The sequence below is a fragment of the Paenarthrobacter sp. AB444 genome, from assembly GCF_028736865.1.
Classification (GTDB): Bacteria; Actinomycetota; Actinomycetes; order Actinomycetales; family Micrococcaceae; genus Arthrobacter; species Arthrobacter nicotinovorans_B.
Window position 1 is genome coordinate 44,576 of sequence record NZ_JAQZBY010000011.1, and the last position, 20,162, is coordinate 64,737.

General features: G+C 63.0%; 20 protein-coding genes. 14 read left to right on the forward strand and 6 right to left on the reverse strand.

All coding sequences use genetic code 11. From position 1 onward, the window contains the following. The first annotated feature begins 5 nt into the window (after positions 1–5). The 5 genes from PQ627_RS14185 to PQ627_RS14205 all read left to right on the forward strand — a co-directional run bounded on the left by PQ627_RS14185 (position 6) and on the right by PQ627_RS14205 (position 5,673). Entirely contained in the window at positions 6–1,124 is a 1,119-nt protein-coding gene (locus PQ627_RS14185; protein WP_186313637.1) for a histidinol-phosphate transaminase, read from the forward strand. 150 nt (positions 1,125–1,274) lie between these two features. Next, entirely contained in the window at positions 1,275–2,468 is a 1,194-nt protein-coding gene (gene pdhA, locus PQ627_RS14190; protein WP_443192759.1) for a pyruvate dehydrogenase (acetyl-transferring) E1 component subunit alpha, read from the forward strand. Then, positions 2,468–3,448 (forward strand): alpha-ketoacid dehydrogenase subunit beta, encoded by a 981-nt coding sequence (locus tag PQ627_RS14195; protein ID WP_144662095.1) that lies wholly within the window; start codon positions 2,468–2,470, stop codon positions 3,446–3,448. The genes pdhA and PQ627_RS14195 overlap by 1 nt, the downstream gene beginning before the upstream one ends. Before the next feature lie 58 nt (positions 3,449–3,506). Then, positions 3,507–5,039: a dihydrolipoamide acetyltransferase family protein gene (locus PQ627_RS14200; RefSeq protein WP_274262015.1), complete on the forward strand. Its 1,533-nt coding sequence runs from the start codon at positions 3,507–3,509 to the stop codon at positions 5,037–5,039. Between the two features lie 37 nt (positions 5,040–5,076). Beyond that, positions 5,077–5,673 (forward strand): phosphatidic acid phosphatase, encoded by a 597-nt coding sequence (locus PQ627_RS14205; protein WP_274262251.1) that lies wholly within the window; start codon positions 5,077–5,079, stop codon positions 5,671–5,673. 12 nt (positions 5,674–5,685) lie between these two features. Here PQ627_RS14205 and PQ627_RS14210 read toward each other — a convergent pair whose 3' ends face one another. After that, entirely contained in the window at positions 5,686–6,777 is a 1,092-nt protein-coding gene (locus PQ627_RS14210; RefSeq protein WP_274262018.1) for an amidohydrolase, read from the reverse strand. A 206-nt stretch (positions 6,778–6,983) separates the two neighbouring features. Between PQ627_RS14210 and PQ627_RS14215 the strand changes: the two genes are divergently transcribed. Then, positions 6,984–8,333 (forward strand): APC family permease, encoded by a 1,350-nt coding sequence (locus PQ627_RS14215; RefSeq protein WP_274262019.1) that lies wholly within the window; start codon positions 6,984–6,986, stop codon positions 8,331–8,333. Here the strand turns inward: PQ627_RS14215 and PQ627_RS14220 are convergent. From PQ627_RS14220 to PQ627_RS14230, 3 genes are all read right to left on the reverse strand, one after another. Continuing rightward, positions 8,330–8,641 (reverse strand): hypothetical protein, encoded by a 312-nt coding sequence (locus PQ627_RS14220; protein WP_144662318.1) that lies wholly within the window; start codon positions 8,639–8,641, stop codon positions 8,330–8,332. The genes PQ627_RS14215 and PQ627_RS14220 overlap by 4 nt on opposite strands. Before the next feature lie 172 nt (positions 8,642–8,813). Then, positions 8,814–9,242, reverse strand: coding sequence for a universal stress protein (locus PQ627_RS14225; protein ID WP_274262021.1), 429 nt, complete (start codon positions 9,240–9,242; stop codon positions 8,814–8,816). Further along, positions 9,239–10,546 (reverse strand): aminotransferase-like domain-containing protein, encoded by a 1,308-nt coding sequence (locus PQ627_RS14230; protein WP_274262023.1) that lies wholly within the window; start codon positions 10,544–10,546, stop codon positions 9,239–9,241. The genes PQ627_RS14225 and PQ627_RS14230 overlap by 4 nt, the downstream gene beginning before the upstream one ends. A gap of 110 nt (positions 10,547–10,656) precedes the next feature. Here PQ627_RS14230 and PQ627_RS14235 point away from each other — a divergent pair, with 110 nt between their 5' ends. The 3 genes from PQ627_RS14235 (at position 10,657) to PQ627_RS14245 (ending at position 13,137) form a co-directional block, all read left to right on the forward strand. Then, positions 10,657–11,505 carry an isocitrate lyase/PEP mutase family protein gene (locus tag PQ627_RS14235; RefSeq protein ID WP_274262024.1) on the forward strand — a complete coding sequence of 283 codons (849 nt, stop codon included), beginning with the start codon at positions 10,657–10,659 and terminating at the stop codon, positions 11,503–11,505. A 92-nt stretch (positions 11,506–11,597) separates the two neighbouring features. Beyond that, positions 11,598–12,617 (forward strand): hypothetical protein, encoded by a 1,020-nt coding sequence (locus PQ627_RS14240; RefSeq protein WP_274262026.1) that lies wholly within the window; start codon positions 11,598–11,600, stop codon positions 12,615–12,617. Then, a complete protein-coding gene (locus PQ627_RS14245; RefSeq protein ID WP_274262028.1) occupies positions 12,598–13,137 on the forward strand; it encodes a hypothetical protein in 540 nt (179 codons plus the stop codon). The genes PQ627_RS14240 and PQ627_RS14245 overlap by 20 nt, the downstream gene beginning before the upstream one ends. Positions 13,138–13,357: 220 nt before the next feature. Here the strand turns inward: PQ627_RS14245 and PQ627_RS14250 are convergent, their stop codons facing one another. Both PQ627_RS14250 and PQ627_RS14255 read right to left on the reverse strand, forming a co-directional pair. Beyond that, positions 13,358–14,170: a GerMN domain-containing protein gene (locus PQ627_RS14250; RefSeq protein ID WP_274262030.1), complete on the reverse strand. Its 813-nt coding sequence runs from the start codon at positions 14,168–14,170 to the stop codon at positions 13,358–13,360. A gap of 201 nt (positions 14,171–14,371) precedes the next feature. Then, on the reverse strand, positions 14,372–14,941 hold the full coding sequence (locus tag PQ627_RS14255) for an NAD(P)H-dependent oxidoreductase (protein ID WP_144662106.1): 570 nt from the start codon (positions 14,939–14,941) through the stop codon (positions 14,372–14,374). Positions 14,942–15,064: 123 nt separating this feature from the next. On the opposite strand from PQ627_RS14255, the gene PQ627_RS14260 reads away from it, so the two are divergent. The 5 genes from PQ627_RS14260 (at position 15,065) to PQ627_RS14280 (ending at position 20,103) form a co-directional block, all read left to right on the forward strand. Further along, positions 15,065–15,679, forward strand: a complete 615-nt coding sequence (locus tag PQ627_RS14260; RefSeq protein WP_144662107.1) for a TetR/AcrR family transcriptional regulator — start codon at positions 15,065–15,067, stop codon at positions 15,677–15,679. 156 nt (positions 15,680–15,835) lie between these two features. After that, entirely contained in the window at positions 15,836–15,958 is a 123-nt protein-coding gene (locus PQ627_RS14265; RefSeq protein WP_274262033.1) for a hypothetical protein, read from the forward strand. 31 nt (positions 15,959–15,989) lie between these two features. Beyond that, on the forward strand, positions 15,990–16,973 hold the full coding sequence (locus PQ627_RS14270; RefSeq protein ID WP_144662108.1) for an ABC transporter permease: 984 nt from the start codon (positions 15,990–15,992) through the stop codon (positions 16,971–16,973). Continuing rightward, entirely contained in the window at positions 16,973–17,941 is a 969-nt protein-coding gene (locus tag PQ627_RS14275; RefSeq protein WP_144662109.1) for an ABC transporter permease, read from the forward strand. The genes PQ627_RS14270 and PQ627_RS14275 overlap by 1 nt, the downstream gene beginning before the upstream one ends. Continuing rightward, positions 17,938–20,103: a dipeptide ABC transporter ATP-binding protein gene (locus PQ627_RS14280; RefSeq protein ID WP_274262036.1), complete on the forward strand. Its 2,166-nt coding sequence runs from the start codon at positions 17,938–17,940 to the stop codon at positions 20,101–20,103. The genes PQ627_RS14275 and PQ627_RS14280 overlap by 4 nt, the downstream gene beginning before the upstream one ends. Positions 20,104–20,162 lie beyond the last annotated feature (59 nt).

Consider the following 20,162-nt stretch of genomic DNA (forward strand, 5'->3'; position numbering starts at 1 on the left):
AAGCCATGACTACTACTGACAACGCACCGGAGGGCGTACTCCCTCGACCGGTCGTGGACAGGCTTCCCAAATACGCCGCAGGTAAACCGCCAGCAGCGATTGAAGGCCTTACCAGCTACAAATTGTCGTCCAATGAAAACCCACTGGCCCCGATACCTGCAGTGTTGCAGGCAATCGCGGACCAGACCGACATCAACCGCTACCCAGACCCCTTGGCAACGAAGCTCAGGACGGCCCTTGCAGGATTCCTTGACGTCCCAGCTGACGATGTCGTCACAGGCGCCGGAAGCCTGGGGGCACTGAACCAGATCCTTGCCACCTTCGCCGGCCAGAATGATGATGGCAAGGCAGATGAAGTGATCTATGCCTGGCGTTCGTTCGAGGCCTACCCCATCTGTGTGGGCCTTGCAGGCGCCGCCAGTGTGCAGATTCCCTTGCTGGCAGACGGCCGCCATGATCTCGACACCATGGCTGCGGCAGTTACTGTCCGCACCAAGGTGATCCTGTTGTGCACGCCCAACAACCCCACCGGGCCCATCCTCACCGCCGAGGAAACGGAACGCTTTATCCGCTCGGTTCCGCCGCATGTGGTGGTGGTCATTGATGAGGCCTATCAGGAATTCGTACGTGACCCGGAAGCTGTAGACGGCATCAAGTTGTACCGGAAATACCCCAATGTCATAGTTCTCCGGACATTCTCGAAGGCCCATGGCCTTGCTGGCCTGCGCGTGGGATACAGCGTTTCCGGGCCGGCTCTCACCCAACATCTCCGGGTGACGGCCACGCCCTTTGCGGTATCACAAATCGCTGAACGCGCCGCAGTCACTTCACTTGAGAATTTCGACCAGGTTGTGGAAAGGGTACAAAGCCTGGTGGTCGAACGGGACCGGGTGACGGCAGGGCTGCGGGACTTGGGTTGGTTTGTCCCCGAGGCTCAAGGCAACTTCATTTGGTTGAATCTCGGCGAGAACAGTGCTGAGTTTGCGGCCTTGGCAGGTGAACAAGCCTTGTCCGTGCGCGCCTTCGCCAATGAAGGAGTCCGCGTCAGCATCGGTGAGGTGGAAGCCAACACCCGATTCCTGAATCTCTGTGCAGGTTATACAAAGGCGCCGCTGGGTTCCTAGCGGTTAACAAATGCGGAATCCGAACTTACTGCCGATAAAGTAAGGGACGAAAGCCAAAAGTATGCCCGTTCCGGAATGCATTCCGGAACGGGCATATATCCCAGCGACAGACATTGCCCGGCGTTAGCCACGGCAAAGCAAGGAGACGGAATGGGCTCGACACAACTGCCCCCAGGGACGGAAGACTCTCTCGCGGCGACTACCGCGTTGGCAGCCGCGCCAGGCGAAGCCACGGACATGGTGCAGTTGCTCGGACCCGACGGGACGCTGGGCTCGGACCCGATCTTCTCGGACTACGCCAAGCGAATTGATCCGGAAAAGCTCCGTGTTTTCTACACCGACATGGCAAAGATCCGTCGCTTCGACCAGGAATCCACCGCCCTCCAGCGCCAGGGCGAGCTCGCTTTGTGGGTCCCCTTGACGGGCCAGGAAGCGGCCCAGATCGGCTCCGGTCACGCCAGCCAACCGCAGGACTACATTTTCCCCACGTACCGTGAGCACGGAGTGGCCCTTGTCCGGAACGTTGACCTCGCAGAGTTGTTGAAGCAGTTCCGTGGGGTGTCCAACGGTGGATGGGATCCGCGCGAGAACAATTTCCACCTCTACACACTCGTACTCGCAGCGCAGACGCTTCATGCCGTGGGCTATGCCATGGGCGTCCAGCGCGACCAGAAAAGAGCGGCCGCCACGGATTCAACGGATCCCAAAGCCGCCGTCATGGCCTACTTCGGGGATGGCGCCAGCTCGGAAGGCGACGTCCATGAGTCCATGGTGTTTGCTGCCTCCTATAACGCACCGGTGGTGTTCTTCTGCCAAAACAACCACTGGGCAATTTCCGTACCAACTGAGGTTCAGACCAAGGTTCCACTCTCCAACCGTGCCAAGGGCTATGGTTTCCCGGGTATTCGGGTGGACGGCAACGATGTTATTGCCGTCCATGCTGTCACCGAATGGGCCCTGGAGCACGCCCGCGAAGGGCGTGGCCCGGTCCTGATTGAGGCATACACCTACCGGGTGGGTGCACACACCACGGCCGACGACCCCACCAAATACAGGGAGTCCGCCGAAGAAGCCGCTTGGCGGGAAAAGGATCCGCTGGACCGTTTGGAGAAATACCTTCGTGCCGAAGGTCTCGCCGACGATGCGTTCTTCGACCAGGTCAAGGCCGACGGCGACGAACTGGCCAAGTACGTTCGCAGCACCACGCACGGGCTGGAAGTCCCGGACATCCGCCAGGCGTTTGCCAGCGTCTACGCCGAGCAGCATCCGCTGATTGCAGAGGAATTGGCCTGGTTCGAGGAGTACTCGGCCGGCTTCGAGAGCGACCAGGAGGCATCCAACTGATGGCAACAATGACCATCGCCAAGGCCATCAACGAGGGTCTCCGCGCAACGTTGACGAAGAACCCCAAGTCGCTCCTGATGGGTGAGGATATCGGCCACCTGGGTGGCGTTTACCGGGTTACTGATGGCCTCATCAAGGAATTCGGCGACGACCGCGTCCTTGACACCCCGCTGGCTGAGTCCGGCATCGTGGGCACGGCCATCGGACTTGCCCTTAGGGGCTACTCGCCCGTGTGTGAGATCCAGTTCGACGGCTTCGTCTACCCGGCTTTCAACCAGATCACCACCCAGCTTGCAAAGATCCATGCCCGGAGCCTGGGAAAGCTGACCGTTCCTGTGGTGATCCGGATTCCCTATGGTGGGGGCATTGGCTCCATCGAGCACCACTCAGAGTCGCCGGAAGCACTCTTTGCCCACACCGCGGGCCTGCGCATCATCAGCCCTTCCAACGCCCATGACGCTTACTGGATGATCCAGAAGGCCGTGGAGTGCAAGGACCCGGTGATCTTCTTCGAACCAAAGCGCCGGTATTGGCTCAAGGGCGAGGTCGACGTCGAGAGCCCGGGCCTTTCCGAGGACCCGTTCAAGGCCCACGTCGTCCGTGAAGGTACCGACGCCACCATCGTGGCGTACGGCCCGTTGGTGCCCGTCGCGTTGGCGGCAGCCAACGCTGCCACGGAGGACGGACGAAGCATCGAGGTCATCGACCTCCGTTCCATCTCCCCCTTGGATTTCGACACGGTGGAAGCTTCGGTCAAGAAGACCGGCAGGTTGATTGTCGCCCACGAGGCCCCAACCTTCGGCGGGATCGGCGGTGAGATCGCGGCACGCATCAGCGAGCGGGCGTTCCTGCACCTCGAAGCCCCGGTAATCCGTGTGGGCGGCTTCCACATGCCCTACCCGGTCGCCAAGGTGGAGGAGGACTACTTGCCGGACATCGACAAGATCCTCGAAGCCCTGGACCGCTCCCTGGCCTACTGAAAACCTGCCCTGATCCTGCCCGGCTTCGCTGCCTGGTAACCGGAAATCGAGGACCACTGTGACTGTAAAGAAATTCAACCTGCCGGATGTCGGAGAAGGCCTGACCGAGGCCGAGGTAGTTGCCTGGAAGGTCAAGCCGGGCGACACCGTTGCCATCAACGACGTCCTCTGCGAGATCGAGACCGCCAAGTCGCTCGTTGAGTTGCCGTCCCCGTTTGCCGGCACGGTCACCGAGTTGCTGGTCGAGGAAGGCATCACCGTGGAGGTGGGCACGGCGATCATCGCCGTTTCGGAGGGCCAGGAAGGCGCCAACGGCACCGCACCGGAGGTTCCCGCAGCGGAAGAGACCTTCACCCCCGTCTACGGCAAGCTCACGGCGGAGGCCGGGGAGCAGCCGGCCGGCGGTCCATTGGTGGGTTCCGGACCCAAGGCCGACGCCGTCAAACGCCGTGCCCGCAAACGGCCAACCGGCGCAGTCGTTGAGGCCGCCGGCGTCGCCGAAAACGCCGAAGGTGCCGTCCAGGACAACCAAGCGGTTCTGGAGGCAAAAGCAGCCGAGGCACCCGTTGCGCATCGTCCGACGGCGGCACGCGCCGTCGTCGAGCCCGCACAGCAGGTGCCGTCCCCAGCGGTGCAGCAGCCGGCAGCGACCCGCGGTGCCGCTATCAGCGGCACCATCAGTGGTCTGGTCAACAAGGTTTTGGCGAAGCCCCCGGTGCGCAAGTTCGCCCGGGATCTTGGCATCGACCTCGCTGACGTCGTCGCTACCGGGCAACGGGGTGAGGTGACCCGGGAGGACCTGGTGAGCTACCAGGCCCAGCGCGATGCTGAGCACGATCAGGCCGACACTTTCTGGGGCGCCTCAAGGAAGCCGCAGGACCAGCGGGTGGAGCGCGTTCCGGTCAAGGGCGTGCGCAAAGCGACCGCTAAGGCAATGGTGGACTCCGCGTTCTCGGCGCCCCACGTGAGCATTTTCGTGGATGTCGATGCCAGCCGGACCATGGAGTTCGTCAAGCGCCTGAAGGTTTCCCGCGATTTCGAGGGCATCAAGATCTCGCCCCTGCTTATCCTTGCCAAGGCGGTCATTTGGGCGGCAGCCCGCAACCCCAGCGTCAACGCCACATGGGTGGAAGATGCTGATGGCAAGGGTGGAGCCGAGATCCAGATCAAGCACTTCATGAATCTCGGCATCGCAGCAGCAACCCCGCGCGGGCTCATGGTTCCCAACATCAAGGATGCGCAGGACCTTTCCCTCAAGGAGCTGGCGCTGGCGCTTAATGAGCTGGCTACCAAGGCCCGGGCGGGTAAGACTCAGCCTGCCGAGATGCAGGGCGGAACCTTGACCATCACCAACATCGGCGCCTTGGGCATTGATACGGGCACGCCGATCATTAATCCGGGCGAGGTGGCCATCATTGCGTTTGGAACCATCAAGCAGAAGCCGTGGGTACTGGACGGCGAAGTAATTCCGCGGTGGATCACCACCCTGGGCGGTTCCTTCGACCACCGCGTGGTGGACGGCGACTTGTCGGCACGCTTCATGGCAGATGTCGCGGCCATTCTCGAAGAACCGGCGCTGTTGCTTGATTGACCAGAAGGCAGAACCGGTACACACGCCTCCGCAGCTGCTGACAGGGCCCTGGCGAACCTTTGCCCGCATTCTGACTGAGGTTTTCCAGCCGCCGGTGGTTGTCTTGGTCCTGTTGCTGATAAGCCCGGCAATAGAACCCGGATTTCCGGGGACCATGTGGTTCGGCTTGCTGGGAGCCTTCTTCGTTTGCGTGCTTCCGCTTGCCTACGTGCTGGTGATGGTGAGGCTGGGCCGGATTTCGGACCATCATGTCAGCGACCGGAGGCAGCGGCCGGCGCTGCTCTTGATGGCTCTGGTCTCCGTTGTGACCGGATTGTTGGTGCTGCAGTTGATCGGCGGGCCGGTGAGCGTCTCGGTGATGATCATCGCGCTGATCGCCGGGATCGCGGTTTTGGCCGTCGTCAGCGCTTTCTGGAAGATGAGCGGGCACGCCTCCGCCCTCGCGGCCGCGGTCGTCATCGCCGTCCTCATGGGCGGACCGGCGTGGCTTCCCCTGTTCGTCCTCGTCCCGGCGGTGGGCTGGTCCCGTTTGGTCCTTCGCGCCCACACCCTGGGTCAGGTCATCGCGGGGTCCTTGTTTGGTGGCATCGTCATCGCCGGACTGTGGTGGCTGCTGCGGGAGTGGATGCTGTAGAAGGGGACGGGTTCACAAGGCCACAGCCTGACCTGCCCGGACCACCTTGAGCGGTGAAGGCCGGTCCACCACCAACTGAGGTATTGAGTGGGCAGCGAATTCCAGCCGGTCGGCGCACCCGGGTCCGGAGTATCCTGCAACTGCCGCCGATCCAACAAGTTCCGCCCCGGCAGCCGTTGCGATCCGGAAGCACCTCTCCAATTCCGTGTCAGTCATGGCTCCAGTCCGGTAACCGAGCAGGTGTGCGCGGTCCATCATGCTTCCGGACCCGAACGGCGACCAGGCATCGCGAACGCCGTCAGACCCCAGGGCGACCCGAACACCGTGCTTTTCCAAAAGATCCAGGGCCGGGACGGGGTCGGCTCCAAGGGCACAGGTCGCCATCCACATCCCGGCGGTTGCCATTGCGTCAAGCGTTGCCCCAAGTTCCGCTTGCGAGCCCTCGCAGAGCGCAAAGCCGTGGCCGATGGTGACCCGCCCCTGCATTCCTTCCGCCACGGTGCGTTCGGCGATCGTCCGGATTTGGGAAAGGCCCCCCTGTCCGCCGTCGTGAAGGTGTATGTCCAGATCCCTTCCGTATTTGCCTGCGAGTCCAAAGGCGGCGTCCAGATGACCCGCCAGGTTCCCGTCCAGTGACAGGGGATCAATCCCGCCCACAAGGTCCGCCCCCTCAGCCAGGGAGGCTTCCATGAGTTCCAGTGTGCCCGGGTTGCTGAGCAGGCCGAACTGCGGAAACGCGACGATCTGTACATCCAGGTAGGGGGCCAGTTGTTCGGCCGCAGCCCGCACTCCATGGACGTTACGCAGGCCGATCTGGGGAGCAATGTCCACATGGGCGCGCATCGCCATGGTCCCGTTCATGACGGCCTGCTTCATGAGGGCAAGAGCGCGTTCCTCAACGGTGGTCTGGAAAGCGAGCTGTGTGCGCAGGTCATTGTCTATGAAGTCCCTGAGGCTGTGCGCTGTTTGCCTGGACAGCCAGGGAGTACCCCAAGAGGTCTTGTCGGGATGGATATGCGCATCCACGAAGCCCGGCGTATGCAGGATGGGCTGCCCATTGTTGGGATCCGCATTGGTTGGGTTGAGTGGCAAGAGTTCAGTCATCGGTGTCCCTTCTTGCTTTATGGTATACCAAACGTGCCAACGCAGCGGGCGGGGGGCTAGTGGCCACTATTCTCGGCCACCAATTCCGCCAACCAATAGCAAAGAACTCAAGTTTGGAATACCAAACTATGTACATCGGGCACCCGACACCCTAATCTAATGAACACCATTCATTTATGTGATGCGTATCGCATCAAGGAGGCGCCATGTACCCCACCCCAACAGCCGCCCCGGAGGCTCCGACGACGGAACCTGCACTGAGGCGCGTTCTAGGACTGCCGTCGCTGGTTGCCTTTGGCCTGACCTCCATGGGCATTTTGTCCGTGGTGGCAGTGTACGGGGCTGGAACCGAGATCAGTGACGGTCATCTGCCTGCTGCCTACGTCGCTGCCTTGGTCGCCATGCTGTTTACCGCGCACAGCTATGGCCAGATGGCACGGCATGTTCCCGTGACCGGCGGGGCTTATGCGTATGCGTCCAGTGCCTTCGGCAAGCCGATCGGCTTCCTGGTGGGGTGGGCCATGATGCTGGATTACTTGTTCCTGCCGATGGTGAACTTCCTGTTGTTCGGCCTTTATCTCAACAGTCTGGTGCCCGGCATACCGCCCCAGCTCGCAGTCCTGGCGTGTCTGCTGGTCGTTGGGCTCTTCAGCGTGATCGGCGTCGGCTGGATCAAGAAGATGAATCTCGTCGTGGTGGGTGCTTCCGTCCTGGTCATCCTGGCGTTTGTTGTTCTGGCTGTCCTCAATGCCCCGGAACTCTCGATGGAAAGCCTCGTTCGGCCCTTGACTCCCGGGGCGGGCGGGATCGCACCCGTTATGGCCGCAGCCGCTATCGTCGCCTTTGCTTTTCTGGGGTTCGACGGCGTTTCCACACTCTCGGAGGAAACGCGCCATCCCAAGCGGGACGTTCCGCGGGGCATTATCTTGTCCACGCTTTTCGCGGGCTTGGGCTACACGTTGTTTTCGGTGGCGGGAAGCCTGATCGCCCCGGATTGGCGGTCGATTGCGAATCTCGACGCCGCAGGGACCGAACTCATGCAGCGTGCCGGGGGAGATGTCCTGATGGTGGTGTTCGTGCTGGTGAACCTTGGCGGCCTGGTGCTCTGCGGCACGGCGGCCCAAATGAGCGTCAGTCGGGTCATTTATGCCATGGGCAGGGACCGCATCCTGCCCGGGATACTTGCAAAGCTCCAGCCGCGCTTCCGTACGCCCTTTGTCGCGGCCCTGCTGGTTTCCGCGGTGTCGCTGGTGGCGTTGTTCATCACGCTCGAACAAGCGGTCTACATGATCAACTTCGGAGCGTTGATAGCCTTCGCGGTGGTGAACCTTGCCACGATCAAGGTCCTGTTCTTCGACCTGCGCAGCCGGGGGTTCCGGGGAACCGCCCGTAATCTGGTGCTGCCTGTCCTCGGGTTCGCATCCGTTGCCTGGCTATGGACATCCTTGGCGTGGTTTACGTACCTGCTGGGTGCTGCATGGCTTGTTGTGGGACTTGTCGTTTTCCTGGCCCGCCGTCGGCGCCCGGGCGGCCTGGAGACCCTCGACTTCGGCTAGAACGCGGGGTAGTTGACCAGCAATGCTTGGAGTTCGGTGGTCGACATGTTGTTGGCCAGCTCCACGCTGATGCCCATGGCTACTGCAGCGACCGTGATCATGGCTACGCACGCCACGGAGAGGAAGCGCCAGTCTTTGCGGAACACGCTTCCAATGGTTTCGGGCATCTCCAGGCCCGGGGTGATCATGTTGGGGGCGCTGTCCCAGGAGCCGTCGTCGAGCATTGCAACGATGCGGTTGTTGGCGCGGTCGTAGCGCATGGTGCTGATGTTGTTGCCGTGACGGGCGAGCAGGATGTCGTGGCCCACGCGCTGGCGCGGCTGCAAAGTAAGCAAGAAATGTTCCCCTGAAAGTGAGATGTGGAGGTGGCGCACGCCATTGGGGGCATCTCAATTTTATAACGGTTGCATCAGGGGGTTCGGCCGGAAGACGCCAAATGCCGGGTGAGTCTCCCCACCCGGCCGCGTGATTCAGCTCGCTTTACGGCTGGTCTGTCTTGGCAATGTAGACGTCGCAGGGGGCGGTGTGGGCAACGGTATTGGCGACACTGCCAAGGACCCGGCCCAACCCCTGCATGCGGCGGTTGCCCACGACGATCAGCCGGGCATCCTGCACTTCAGCTTCCTTGACCAAGGCTTCACCCGGTTTCCCGCGCGCAGCTGAGTAGGTCACTTCAAGGCCCTCATGCGCGAGGCGTTCAGCGACGGTGCGGGCTACGGTTTCGGCTTCAGCGGCATCGGAGACTATCCACCTGTCCGTGCCGATCTCCACAACTTCCGTCCGGTTGCTGTCAAAGGCGCTGACGACGCGCAGGCTCGCGCCAAGCCCAAGGGCCAGCTGCTGCGCTGCCTGCGCAGCCCTCATCGCCGTCTCGCTTCCGTCGACTCCGACAATCACAACTCCGGTCATCGTGCTGCTCCTTCACTGGTGGCTTGGATGGCTTCGGTCAAGACAGGCGCCAGGCGTCGCACTCCTTCGGCAATGGTATCCGGCGGGACGGCGCTGAAGGCCAGGCGCAGCTTGTTGGAGGGGCCGTCGGCGGGGGAGAAGGCTGCGCCCGGGATGAAGACGACGCCGGCGTCGATCGCCTTTCCGAGCAACGGGTACGTATCCACGCCCTCGGGCAGGGTGACCCAGACGAAGAAACCGCCGGCTGGCTTGGTCCATGTCAGGCCAGCGGGCATGTGCTCATCGAGCGCGGACAGCAGGGCCTGGCAACGCTCGGCGTACAAGGTGCGGTACGTCTTGATCTGGCCCTTCCAGTCGAAGTCGCGCAGATAGGCCGAGACGAGCATCTGGTTCAAAGGTGGCGGGCATAGCGTTACGGCTTCGGAAGCGAGGTAAAAGCGCCTCTGCAGATGCGCGGGCACGAGGGCCCAACCGATGCGGAGCCCGGGAGCAAAGATCTTGGAGAACGAGCCCAAATAGATCACGTCATCCGGGTTGTTCGCACGCATGGGCGTGATCGGGCGGCCATCGAAGCGCAGGAGTCCGTAGGGGTTGTCCTCCAGCACAATAATATTCGCGTTGCGGCATATATCGACGATCCGTTGGCGGCGCTCTTCAGCCAAGGTAATTCCGGAAGGGTTGTTGAAGTTGGGGATCGTGTAGAGGAACTTGATGTTCTTGCCCTCTGACTGGAGCGCCGCGATCCTGGCCTCAAGAAGCTCAGGTACCAGGCCGTCGTCGTCCATTTCCACCGGTTCCACCTGCACTTGGTACGCCTCGAACGTGTTCAGGGCGCCAACGTAGGTGGGATTTTCGACCAGCACAACGTCGCCGGGGTTGCAGAAGACCTTGGTGGCGACGTCCTGAGCTGACTGGGACCCCGCAGTGATGACGATGTTCTCGGGAAGGGCGTTGGTGATTCCCTCAACGGCCATGATTTCGCAGATCTGCGCCCGCAGTTCCTCCGTGCCCTGGCCACCGCCGTATTGCAACGCGGTCATGCCTTCTTCGGCGATGATCCGCGCGGCAGTCTGGCCGAGCTTTTCCAGGGGAAGGGACTGAAGATAGGGATTGCCTCCAGCCAAGGAGACAAGCCCAGGCTGCATGGAGATGTCAAAAACATCCCTGACGGCGGATTGCTTGATGTTGGCGGCCCGCGCGGAGAACAGTTCCTCGTGCGGGTGAGCGGCCGTGGCGGCCCGCTCAATGGCGTCGATGGCTTCAGCGGGCAGCGTTGCGCCGGCATCCAATGTTTCGTGGGTCACAGTCACAGGATACTCCTCGATGTTGCTAAAGAGGCAACATTTGTTTTCAGGATCACCGGATATTCCGGACCATGCTTTACGGCGAGGGCAGCAGAGGTTGGAATGTAGCTATGACAGCACACCGGGGATCCGTGACCAAAGCCCAACATTTCCACAAACTCCACGACGCCGGACCGACTCCCTTGGTTTTGGTGAATGTCTGGGACGCGGCCTCAGCGCGTGTGGTCCAGGAAGCCGGTGCGACGGCGATCGCCACCTCGAGTTCTGCTGTGTCCTGGAGCCTGGGCTTCCGGGACGGCGATCATGTGCCGTGGGGCCTGGCCATGGCCGCGCTGGGACGGATCGCCGGGGCCACCACCTTGCCGGTGACGGCGGACATCGAGACTGGTTACGGGCGAACCGATGACGAGCTCCGCGCCACCATCCACGCAGTCCTCGACGCCGGCGCCGTGGGGATCAACATCGAGGACTCGGCGACGGACCCGCTCACGGACATCGAAGAGCAGTCACGCAGGATCGCCATCATCCGTTTGGTTGCCGACGAGCGCGAAATCCCGCTGTTCATCAACGCCCGAACCGATACGTACCTCTCCGGCCAGTTCCCGGACTCGGCCTACGACGAAACCCTCAAGCGTGCCGAGTCGTACGTCACCGCGGGAGCCGATGGAATCTTCGTACCCGGCGTCGTCGACCTTCATGTCCTGCACGAGCTTTCCAGCCGGATAGAGGCTCCCCTCAACGCGCTGGCGGGCGTGGGGGCGCCGTCGCCCCTGGAACTGCACGACGCCGGCGTCCGGCGGGTCAGCATCGGCGGCAACACCGCCAAGGCCGCCTACGCCAAAGTCGCCCGCGTGGCCACCGAGATCCTCGGCGACGGCAACTGGTCCGGCCTCGCCGGTACCCGCAGCCACGGCGAAATGGACGCCCTGTTCGAGCAGGGCCCCAAGTACAGCCTGTAAGGGGTCCGTAAAAGACGCACGACGGCGGCACCTGGCCTTAATGTCCGACCCCGCCGATAGCGTGGGAACCATGGAAGACGAGGGGAGGTTTCATGGCACGGCGCAGTGTGCAGTTCTGGTGGATCGAGCAGCTGAACGGGGATGAGCTCAACCGCCCGTTTCCTGCGCGCCGTGTGGCGGAAGTTCTGAAGAAGGCCCAGGACGCCGGAACGGACCGGCACTTCACCAGCGCTGACGGGACGGTGATGATCGCCCAGACGGTCGCGATTTCGCCATGCCCTGTGCTGCTTCTTGACAGGGTCCGGGACGCCAATCTGCCCAGTGTTGGCGATGCTCTTGGTCGTCGCAAGCCCCTTCCCTTGGCGCCGGGTGACCATCTGTTGGAGACCACGTACTTCGCCTTCCTCAAACGCAATGTCATTGCAGTGCTGACCAGTGGTAACGGTCCGCGGGCATCCCGGATGGGGGAGTACCTCGGGGGCATGCTGGGTCTGGAGCCGACGTTGGTGCCGGTAGTGAGGGAGGATGTCGAGGAAATCCTTGCCCGGCTGGAGGTGAGCCGTTTCGAGTTCGCCCTGCCCGCAGAGCGCCTGTCCGGAAAGCTCATGGAAGGGGAATGGGCTGATGTGCTGGAGAGTGCCTCCCGTTTGATGAACCAGGGAACCTTCCGGATTTCCTTGAGTGTGGGCAGGTCCGGAAGTGCCGATGACAAGCGGCGTATCCGGGAACGCATTCAACGGTTGATCGATCTGTTCCGGCAGGCCGGCTCCGTGGAACATTTCGATTATGTGGTGGCGGAGGGGAAGGACTCCCTGACCGGTGACCGAGAAGTAGTGGACTTGCTGAAGGAGCGGTTCATTTCGCACATTGAGGTTGACCCGGATGTTTTCAATGATCCACAGAAGTCCGCCGCTGAGGCCATTGTGATCCTCAACAAACAAGCTCGCGACAACGAGGCCTTTTTCGCCAGGACGCTGCCGGACATCAAAGGAACTGCCGATTCCGGCCTGGTCCCGGACCTCGTCGCGGGAGGAAAGGCCACTGTCCGCGCAGCTCTTGCTGCGGCCAGCGAACCCCACGTCGGAGACGGTCATGAGCTTGTACGAGGTTGATGTTGACCGCCCTGGTCGGCGCAACGCTTTGTGGCGATGGTTCCTGTTGCATCCAACGGCCGACTACCTTTGGGCTGCCCTGGCGGTCATGCTCTGGGCAGGCATCGCTGCCGTGGCAGGCCAACCGCTGATGCTGGAACATGTGGATCCCGGGGCGCGGCGAACCCTGTCCCAAACCCTCGCCACGTTGGCCGGTGCTACGGCCGGGCTCACCCTGACGAGTGTTTCCATGCTGATCAACGTGCTCGGAAAGAAGGCCGCCCCGGGCCAGCGGGAACTGCCGTTGGAAAGGCTTTCGGCTATCCACCGACGCCAGATCGGCGAGGTCTTCCTCTTCGCCATTCCCGGGCTCGGTCTTTTGGTGATCGCAGCACTGGTCACGGTTGTCCTTGAGGGAGACGCGCCCACCGGCCTGTGGATCCCCGAGGCCGTGGCCTTCGTGCTGGCCTTTGCCGCGGTGCTGTCTTTGCTGCGCGTAGCCTGGGCCCTGAGGCGGGTGCTGGCCATTGCGACGGCCTAGCCGCGTCCCGGCGGCCCCGGTCAGCCGCCACCGGCCCCGCGCAGCAAGCCCGTCGCCGCCCCGCAATTCCGTTGCGGCCCAACAACGCAGCAGCGGCCCAGGAACGCATTAGCGGCGCGGGAACGATTACCTGCTGGCAAGCTTCTCTTGGAGCGACAGTTTTACCGTCTTCCACTCGCTGTCGATGATGGAGAACACCACCCGTCCCGGCGGCTCGCCTTCACCGCAGGCTCAGCGCCTCCGTGAGCGTGCGGCCATTGACGTAGATCTCGGCCCGCGAAGCTCCCGTGGCGGACACGACCGTGTGGATCAGCTGGGCCTGGATGCGTGGAATGTCGCACACTCCGGACGGCCGCAGGGATCCACTGAGGTTTACCACCACGGTGGAGCCATTCATGTAGCCGGACAGGAATCTTAGCGATGAACCGGCCAACGAATCGTAGAGGGCGGCGTCGCTGTCCACCGGTAGGCCTGCTTCCAGCAAGCGTCCCAGCGCCACGGACAGCGGATCGCCGGGAACCGAAACACCGCGCACGGGAACCAGGCTGTCGTTGCAGCCGAAGCGAACGCCGCGCGCACCGCCGTCGTCGATTGCGACGTAGTAGACCGCGGGGCCGTCGGCGTCCAGCTCCGGGGCCAACATGGCCGTGGCGCTCGGCTCAGGGGCGCTGGTGCCTGGTTCCGGCGAAGGCTCGACGACGGGAACCGGCTGCGTCGCGCGCGGCCCGGCGGTGCCCGCGGAGGCAGGCGACGATGCCGGAGCAACAGTCGCGGAGGCAGGAGGCTCGGCCGGAACTGCGACCGAGGGAACACCTGCAGCGGGGACACTCGGCGCCGCAGGGGAAGGAATCGCGGGCGACGAGGCAGCAAGCGAAGGCGAGGCCGGCGAGGGCACGGAAACCGTAGGCGGGGAGTTCAGCGTCGGGAGGGGAGCGGCGTCCGGAACCGTGGTGCAGCCAACCACCCAAGCACCGAAAGCGAGGCAGGCAGCCGCGATCGCCGTCGTGCTTGTGATTCCCCGTCCGGTACGCATGACAGCCCCGCGCTCCTGTCCCCGTCCACCTGTACGTCCAACGTTAGGACGGTAGGGCGCCGCACAACATGCCGCTACGGTGACGGTTCGGACAAGAGTTGGTCACGCCTCAGGAGCCAGCCGCCCGGAACGGAGCAAACAGAAACGGAAAATGCCCCCGTCCCGCGGACTGCGGGACGGGGGCATCAACCCGGTGAATGACTAGGCTGCTGCTTCTTCGTCATCCTGCACGGCAGTCAGCGGCTCGAAGATGCCCTTGATCTGCTCAACGACCTCGGCGTCGTCCTTCGGGTGCAGTTCAGCAAAGCGGATCATGGAACCCGGGACGGCCAGCTTGACGTCCTCGAGGACCTTGGCGCCGGCGATGCCGACGGCCTTACGGGCCTCGTCCTGGGCCCAGACGCCGCCGTACTGGCCGAAGGCGGTTCCGACGACGGCGGTCGGCTTACCGGACAGGGCGCCGGCGCCGAACGGGCGGGACAGCCAGTCGATGGCGTTCTTGAGCGATGCCGGGACGGTGCCGTTGTGCTCGGGGGTGACCAGGAGGATGGTGTCGGCGGCTGAAGCTGCCTCGCGGAGGGCGGCGGCTTCGGCGGGAACCTGGCCTTCGACGTCGATGTCTTCGTTGTAGAAGGGGATGTTGCCCAAGGAGTCGTGGATCTGGACTTCTACGTTCTCCGGGGCGTTCAGCTGGATGGCTTCGGCGAGCTTCTTGTTGTGGGAATCGGCACGCAGGCTGCCGACGAGGGTGAGGACGGTGCTCTTGGACATGGTGTCTCCTTGTGTCGGGCCGGGCTGAGGGTATCCGGCCTGCGGTTTGTGGGGCTTTGGAGCCTTCACCGATACTAAACGGACTACGGTCCGGTTTCTATTCCCGGGTCTATTATGTTTCTTGTGAGCTTCATCCCCCTCCAGCCTGACGCGCCATTGGGGACGCCAGGGCTGCCGCATGAGCGCAGCGACGCCGCGCGGAACCGCGAGCGCCTGCTGTGCGCTGCCCGGGAACTGGTGGATGAGTTCGGTGCAGACGCGCTGACCATGGACGCCCTCGCGTGCAAAGCCAAGGTGGGCAAGGGGACAGTCTTCCGGCGCTTCGGCAGCAGGGCAGGCCTCATGATGACCTTGTTGAGCGACGCGGAGTCGGACTTCCAACGGGCCTTCATGTTCGGGCCGCCACCATTGGGTCCGGGCGCTTCGCCGAAGGATCGCCTCGTGGCATTTGGCGAGGGCCGGATCTATTTCGTGCTGGAAAACGGCGAGTTGCTCAAGGCGGCCGGTGCTGCCACCCGCAACAGATTCGATGTCCCGGCGACGAAGCTTTCGCACCGGCACATGGAAGTTCTGCTGCGGGAGGCCGGCATTGCGGATCCTTGGGTCATGGCCATGTCGCTGACCTACGCGTTGGACCCGGAACGGATCGTTGACGATGTCCGGGCGCGGGGGATTTCACCACGACGACTCACCGATTCCTGGGGCGAGCTCATCACGAGGCTCTTGGGCGGCAAATAGCCCCGGGCCCCCGCCCTGGCGCCTGGCAGCGGCGCTTAAGTGCCGTCGTCGTCCATTTCGTGACGCAAGCTGCACATAACAATCTGGCTGCAGGCCTTAAAGTGGCGTCGTCGAAGCAAAACGTGAAGCACTTATTGTGGTAGTTTCCTCTTGAATGTGACCCATGCCATACATGGCCCGGTGATCACTGAAGAGGCGCTGGGGGAGCCAAACCACCCGCTGCGCCAATTCGCAGCTGACGCCGGCCACAGCCGGGAACCGCGGAAGGACGAGCTTTGAGTTTTGCCACGATTCGGGGCAGCCACCCGACATGCTGAAATATCTGCTGAAGAGATCGGGCATCTACCTGATCATGATCTTCCTGACCACAAGCGCCGGATATTTCCTGGCAGTGTCCTCCCTCAAGCCGGCCGTCCTGGAGCAGGAAAAAATCCCGCGGCCAACGCCGGAGCAAGTCGCCGCATCCTTCCGTGGCCTCGGGCTCGACCCGGACAAGAACCCCTGGGAGCGCTACGTCGAATGGCTGGGCGGCATCGTGACCCGCTGGGACTGGGGCCGCAGCCCGAACGGCGCCTACGTCAACGCCGAATTTGCGGACCGCGTCATGGTCTCCACCCGGCTCTTCATCGCCTCGATCATCCTGACGCTGATCATCGGCGTGGCCCTGGGTGTCTACTCCGCAGCACGCCAGTACAAGTTCCAGGACCGCGTCATCACGTCCTACAGCTACCTGGTCCATATCCTCCCAGCGCCCATCGCCTATTTCCTGGTCCAGCTCGGTGCCATCAGCGTCAATGAGGCCGTCGGCGAGCGCATCTTCTTCGTGACAGGAATTTCGACGCCGGGAATAGACCCGGGCTGGCCGGCTTTCGTTGACCTTGTGGCCCACTACGCCGTGCCCACCTTTGCGATGACCATCTTCGGTTGGGCGGGCTACCAGATTGCCCAGCGGCAATACCTGCTGGACAACGTCAATGCGGACTTCGTCCGCACCGCGAGGGCCAAGGGGCTGACCCGCAACCAGGCCATCAGGAAGCACGCCCTGCGCGTCTCCTTCATTCCCGTTGCCCAGAGCATCGCTTTCACCATCCCGGCCATCTTCACGGGCGGCTTCTTCGCCGAGGCGATCTTCGCCTGGCCGGGGATCGGCCTTTGGAGCATCCAGTCCATCGGCCTGCAGGACGTCAACGTCGCCACGGCCACCCTGGCCTACGGTTCGGTCATCTTCGCCATCGGCGCCATCCTGGCCGACTTCGCCACCACCCTGGTCGATCCGCGAGTGAGGGTCCAGTAATGACAAACATCATTGACCCGATCGCCGAAATCGATGAGACACGGGTAGCCGACCAGGACGTCGTGATCGGCAAGTCCCGCATCATCTTCCGTCGCTTCATGCGGAACCGGACCGCCGTCGCCGGCTTGTTCATCTTCCTGGCGCTGTTCCTGTTCTCCGTCTTCGGCGGGTTCCTGACGCCGTGGGACAAGGAAACCATCGATCCCCTCAACATCGGCATGCCGCCGTCCCCGGACCACCTTCTGGGCACCACGCAGGCCGGCATCGACCTCATGGCGCTCATAGTCGATGGCACCAGGACCTCGATCCTTATCGGCCTGATTGTGGGCGGCTTGTCCGTGCTGATCTCCGCCGTCTATGGCTGCACCATGGCGTTCTTTGGCGGCAAGGTGGACGCCACCATGCTGTTCATTCTTGAAGCACTCATCATGATGCCCGCCATCCTGGTGGTTGCCGTGGCGACCAGCGGCAGCGGAGGGCTCAAGAGCCTTCCCAGCTGGCTGCTGCTGGTGGTTGTGCTGCTGTTCTTCAGCTGGATGGGCACTGCCCGCCTGGTGCGCTCGCTGTCCATGTCCCTCATGCAGCGTGATTACGTCAAAGCCGCCAAGTACATGGGCGTGCCTTCCCGCAGGATCGTTTGGCGACACCTGGTTCCAAACATCGGCTCCCTGCTGGTCCTCGACTTCACCCGGGGCATTACAGGTGCCATTCTTGCCGAGGTTGCCTTCTCCTTCATTGGCATCGGCATCAAGCTTCCGGACGTCAGCCTCGGCGTCCTCATTGGCCAGGCGACGGGCCAGGTGTCCTCCTTCCCCTGGATGTTCTGGGTACCGCTGATCGTGATGTTCTTCCTGACCGGTTCGCTGGCCATGATGAACGACGGCCTCCGCGACGCCTTCGACCCCAGCTCCAGCTCGATCGGCCGGGCGAAGACGAAGACCAAGACCACGAAGGTGACCAACAAATGAGCACCAACACCTCCCAGAACCCCGCCGAGCGCCTCCGCGACGCCGGACTCTACGCCCCCGGGGACGCCGTCCTCAGCGTCCGCGACCTCAACGTGCGCTTCAACTCCGAAAACGGCGTGGTCCATGCTGTCCGGGGCGTCGACTTCGACCTCATGCCGGGCAAGACGCTGGGCATCGTGGGTGAGTCCGGCTCCGGCAAATCCGTCACCTCGATGGCCATCATGGGCCTGCTCCCCGAAACAGCGGACATCACCGGCTCGGTGCGCTTCAAGGGCAAGGAGCTCCTGGGCCTGGGTGACAAGGCCATGTGCAAGCACCGGGGCAACGACATCGCCATGGTGTTCCAGGACCCGCTGTCCTCCCTGACACCCGTGTACACGGTGGGCAACCAGATCATCGAGGCCCTCACGGTACACAACCCCACCATGAGCAAGCAGGCCAAAGAAGCCCGCGCCGTCGAACTTTTGCGGATGGTGGGCATCCCGAGCCCCAAGGACCGGCTCAAGGCCTTCCCGCACGAGTTCTCCGGCGGCATGCGCCAGCGCGTCATGATCGCCATCGCGATCGCCAACGATCCGCGGGTGCTCATCGCCGATGAACCCACGACGGCGCTGGACGTCACCATCCAGGCGCAGGTGCTGGAAGTCCTGCACACGGCGCAGGAGGAGACCGGTGCCGCCGTCGTCATGATCACGCACGACCTCGGCGTCGTGGCGGGCATGGCGGACGACATCATGGTCATGTACGCGGGCAAGCCCGTGGAGACCGGCACAGTGGAGGACATCTACTACAACCCGCGGATGCCCTACACGCTGGGCCTGCTCGGCGCCGTGCCCCGCGTGGACTCCTCGGAGAAGCAGTCGCTGGTGCCGATCGAAGGAACACCGCCCAACCTGGCATTGCCCGTTCTCGGGTGCTCCTTCGCAGCACGTTGCCCCATGGTCAGCGATGCCTGCCTGCACGGCGAACCCGAACTGATTCCCGTGCCGGGCTCTGCGGACCAAACGCTCGGCCACAAGGCGGCCTGCATCAAGGCCGATGAACTTTCCGGCGATGCCGACGCGCACAAGATCTTCCACGCGCCGCCCAAGCCGGTATCGAAGTTCGACGGCGTCCCCCGCCTCGAGCGCGCAAAGGTCCTGGAACTCAAGGACGTCAAGAAGCACTTCCCGCTTCTCAAGGGCGCCCTGATCAAGCGGCGCATCGGCACGGTCAAGGCCGTGGACGGGCTGAGTTTCGACATCCGCGAGGGTGAGTGCGTCTCGATCGTGGGCGAGTCCGGCTGCGGCAAGACCACCACGCTCCTGGAGATCATGGAGTTCCACCCGGACCAGGTGGGTGAGGTTGTCATCGGCGGCGTCAGCAACAAGGCAGCCACCGATCACAAGACCACCATGGCCATGCGCAAAGAGATGCAGATGGTGTTCCAGGACCCCACCGGCGCCCTGGACCCGCGGTTCACCGTGTACGAGGTCCTGGCCGAACCGCTGGAGAACCTGGGCATGCCCAAGGCTGCCGTCCGCAAACGGATCATGGAGCTCATGAAGCTGGTGGGCCTGCAGCCGGACCACGTCAACCGCTTCCCCAACCAGTTCTCCGGTGGGCAGCGCCAACGCATCGGCATTGCCCGGGCGCTCGCCGTCAATCCCAAGCTCGTGGTCCTGGACGAACCTGTCTCGGCTCTCGACGTGTCCGTGCAGGCCGGTGTGATCAACCTGCTGGACAAGCTGCGGGCCGAACTTGGCCTCAGCTACCTGATGGTGGCGCACGACCTCTCGGTGGTCCGCCACATTTCGGACCGGGTTGCCGTGATGTACCTGGGCAAAATCGTGGAGACGGGCCACGTGGACGACGTCTTCGACAATCCACGCCACCCGTACACCAGGGCGCTGCTGTCCGCGATTCCGGTGCCGGATCCCGAGGTGGAACGCACCCGCGAACGCATCATTCTGCAGGGCGATCTTCCCAGCCCCCTCGACGCCCCCAAGGGCTGCAACTTTGCTACGCGTTGCCCGGTGTTCGCCGCACTGCCTGCCGAAAAGCAGGAGAAGTGCCTTACTCTGGAGCCGCCACTGGCTTCCGGGAAGGAAGGAGAACAGGACTTTGCCTGCTTCTTCCCGGATGGAGAAATTGATGCCGACATGCTGGTGGTGCATGCCTGACAACACATGACTCATTTGAATAAATCCCTGGTCTCAAACTCGCAAATGATTTTCCAGTC

Bases quoted from the DNA above. Each gene is read 5' to 3' on its own strand.
- PQ627_RS14270 (WP_144662108.1), top strand. From the start codon at position 15,990: ATGCTGAAATATCTGCTGAAGAGATCGGGCATCTACCTGATCATGATC.
- PQ627_RS14215 (WP_274262019.1), top strand. From the start codon at position 6,984: ATGTACCCCACCCCAACAGCCGCCCCGGAGGCTCCGACGACGGAACCT.
- PQ627_RS14240 (WP_274262026.1), top strand. From the start codon at position 11,598: ATGGCACGGCGCAGTGTGCAGTTCTGGTGGATCGAGCAGCTGAACGGG.
- PQ627_RS14195 (WP_144662095.1), top strand. From the start codon at position 2,468: ATGGCAACAATGACCATCGCCAAGGCCATCAACGAGGGTCTCCGCGCA.
- pdhA (WP_443192759.1), top strand. From the start codon at position 1,275: ATGGGCTCGACACAACTGCCCCCAGGGACGGAAGACTCTCTCGCGGCG.
- PQ627_RS14255 (WP_144662106.1), bottom strand. From the start codon at position 14,941: ATGTCCAAGAGCACCGTCCTCACCCTCGTCGGCAGCCTGCGTGCCGAT.
- PQ627_RS14185 (WP_186313637.1), top strand. From the start codon at position 6: ATGACTACTACTGACAACGCACCGGAGGGCGTACTCCCTCGACCGGTC.
- PQ627_RS14235 (WP_274262024.1), top strand. From the start codon at position 10,657: ATGACAGCACACCGGGGATCCGTGACCAAAGCCCAACATTTCCACAAA.
- PQ627_RS14280 (WP_274262036.1), top strand. From the start codon at position 17,938: ATGAGCACCAACACCTCCCAGAACCCCGCCGAGCGCCTCCGCGACGCC.
- PQ627_RS14250 (WP_274262030.1), bottom strand. From the start codon at position 14,170: ATGCGTACCGGACGGGGAATCACAAGCACGACGGCGATCGCGGCTGCC.
- PQ627_RS14275 (WP_144662109.1), top strand. From the start codon at position 16,973: ATGACAAACATCATTGACCCGATCGCCGAAATCGATGAGACACGGGTA.
- PQ627_RS14245 (WP_274262028.1), top strand. From the start codon at position 12,598: ATGAGCTTGTACGAGGTTGATGTTGACCGCCCTGGTCGGCGCAACGCT.
- PQ627_RS14225 (WP_274262021.1), bottom strand. From the start codon at position 9,242: ATGACCGGAGTTGTGATTGTCGGAGTCGACGGAAGCGAGACGGCGATG.
- PQ627_RS14210 (WP_274262018.1), bottom strand. From the start codon at position 6,777: ATGACTGAACTCTTGCCACTCAACCCAACCAATGCGGATCCCAACAAT.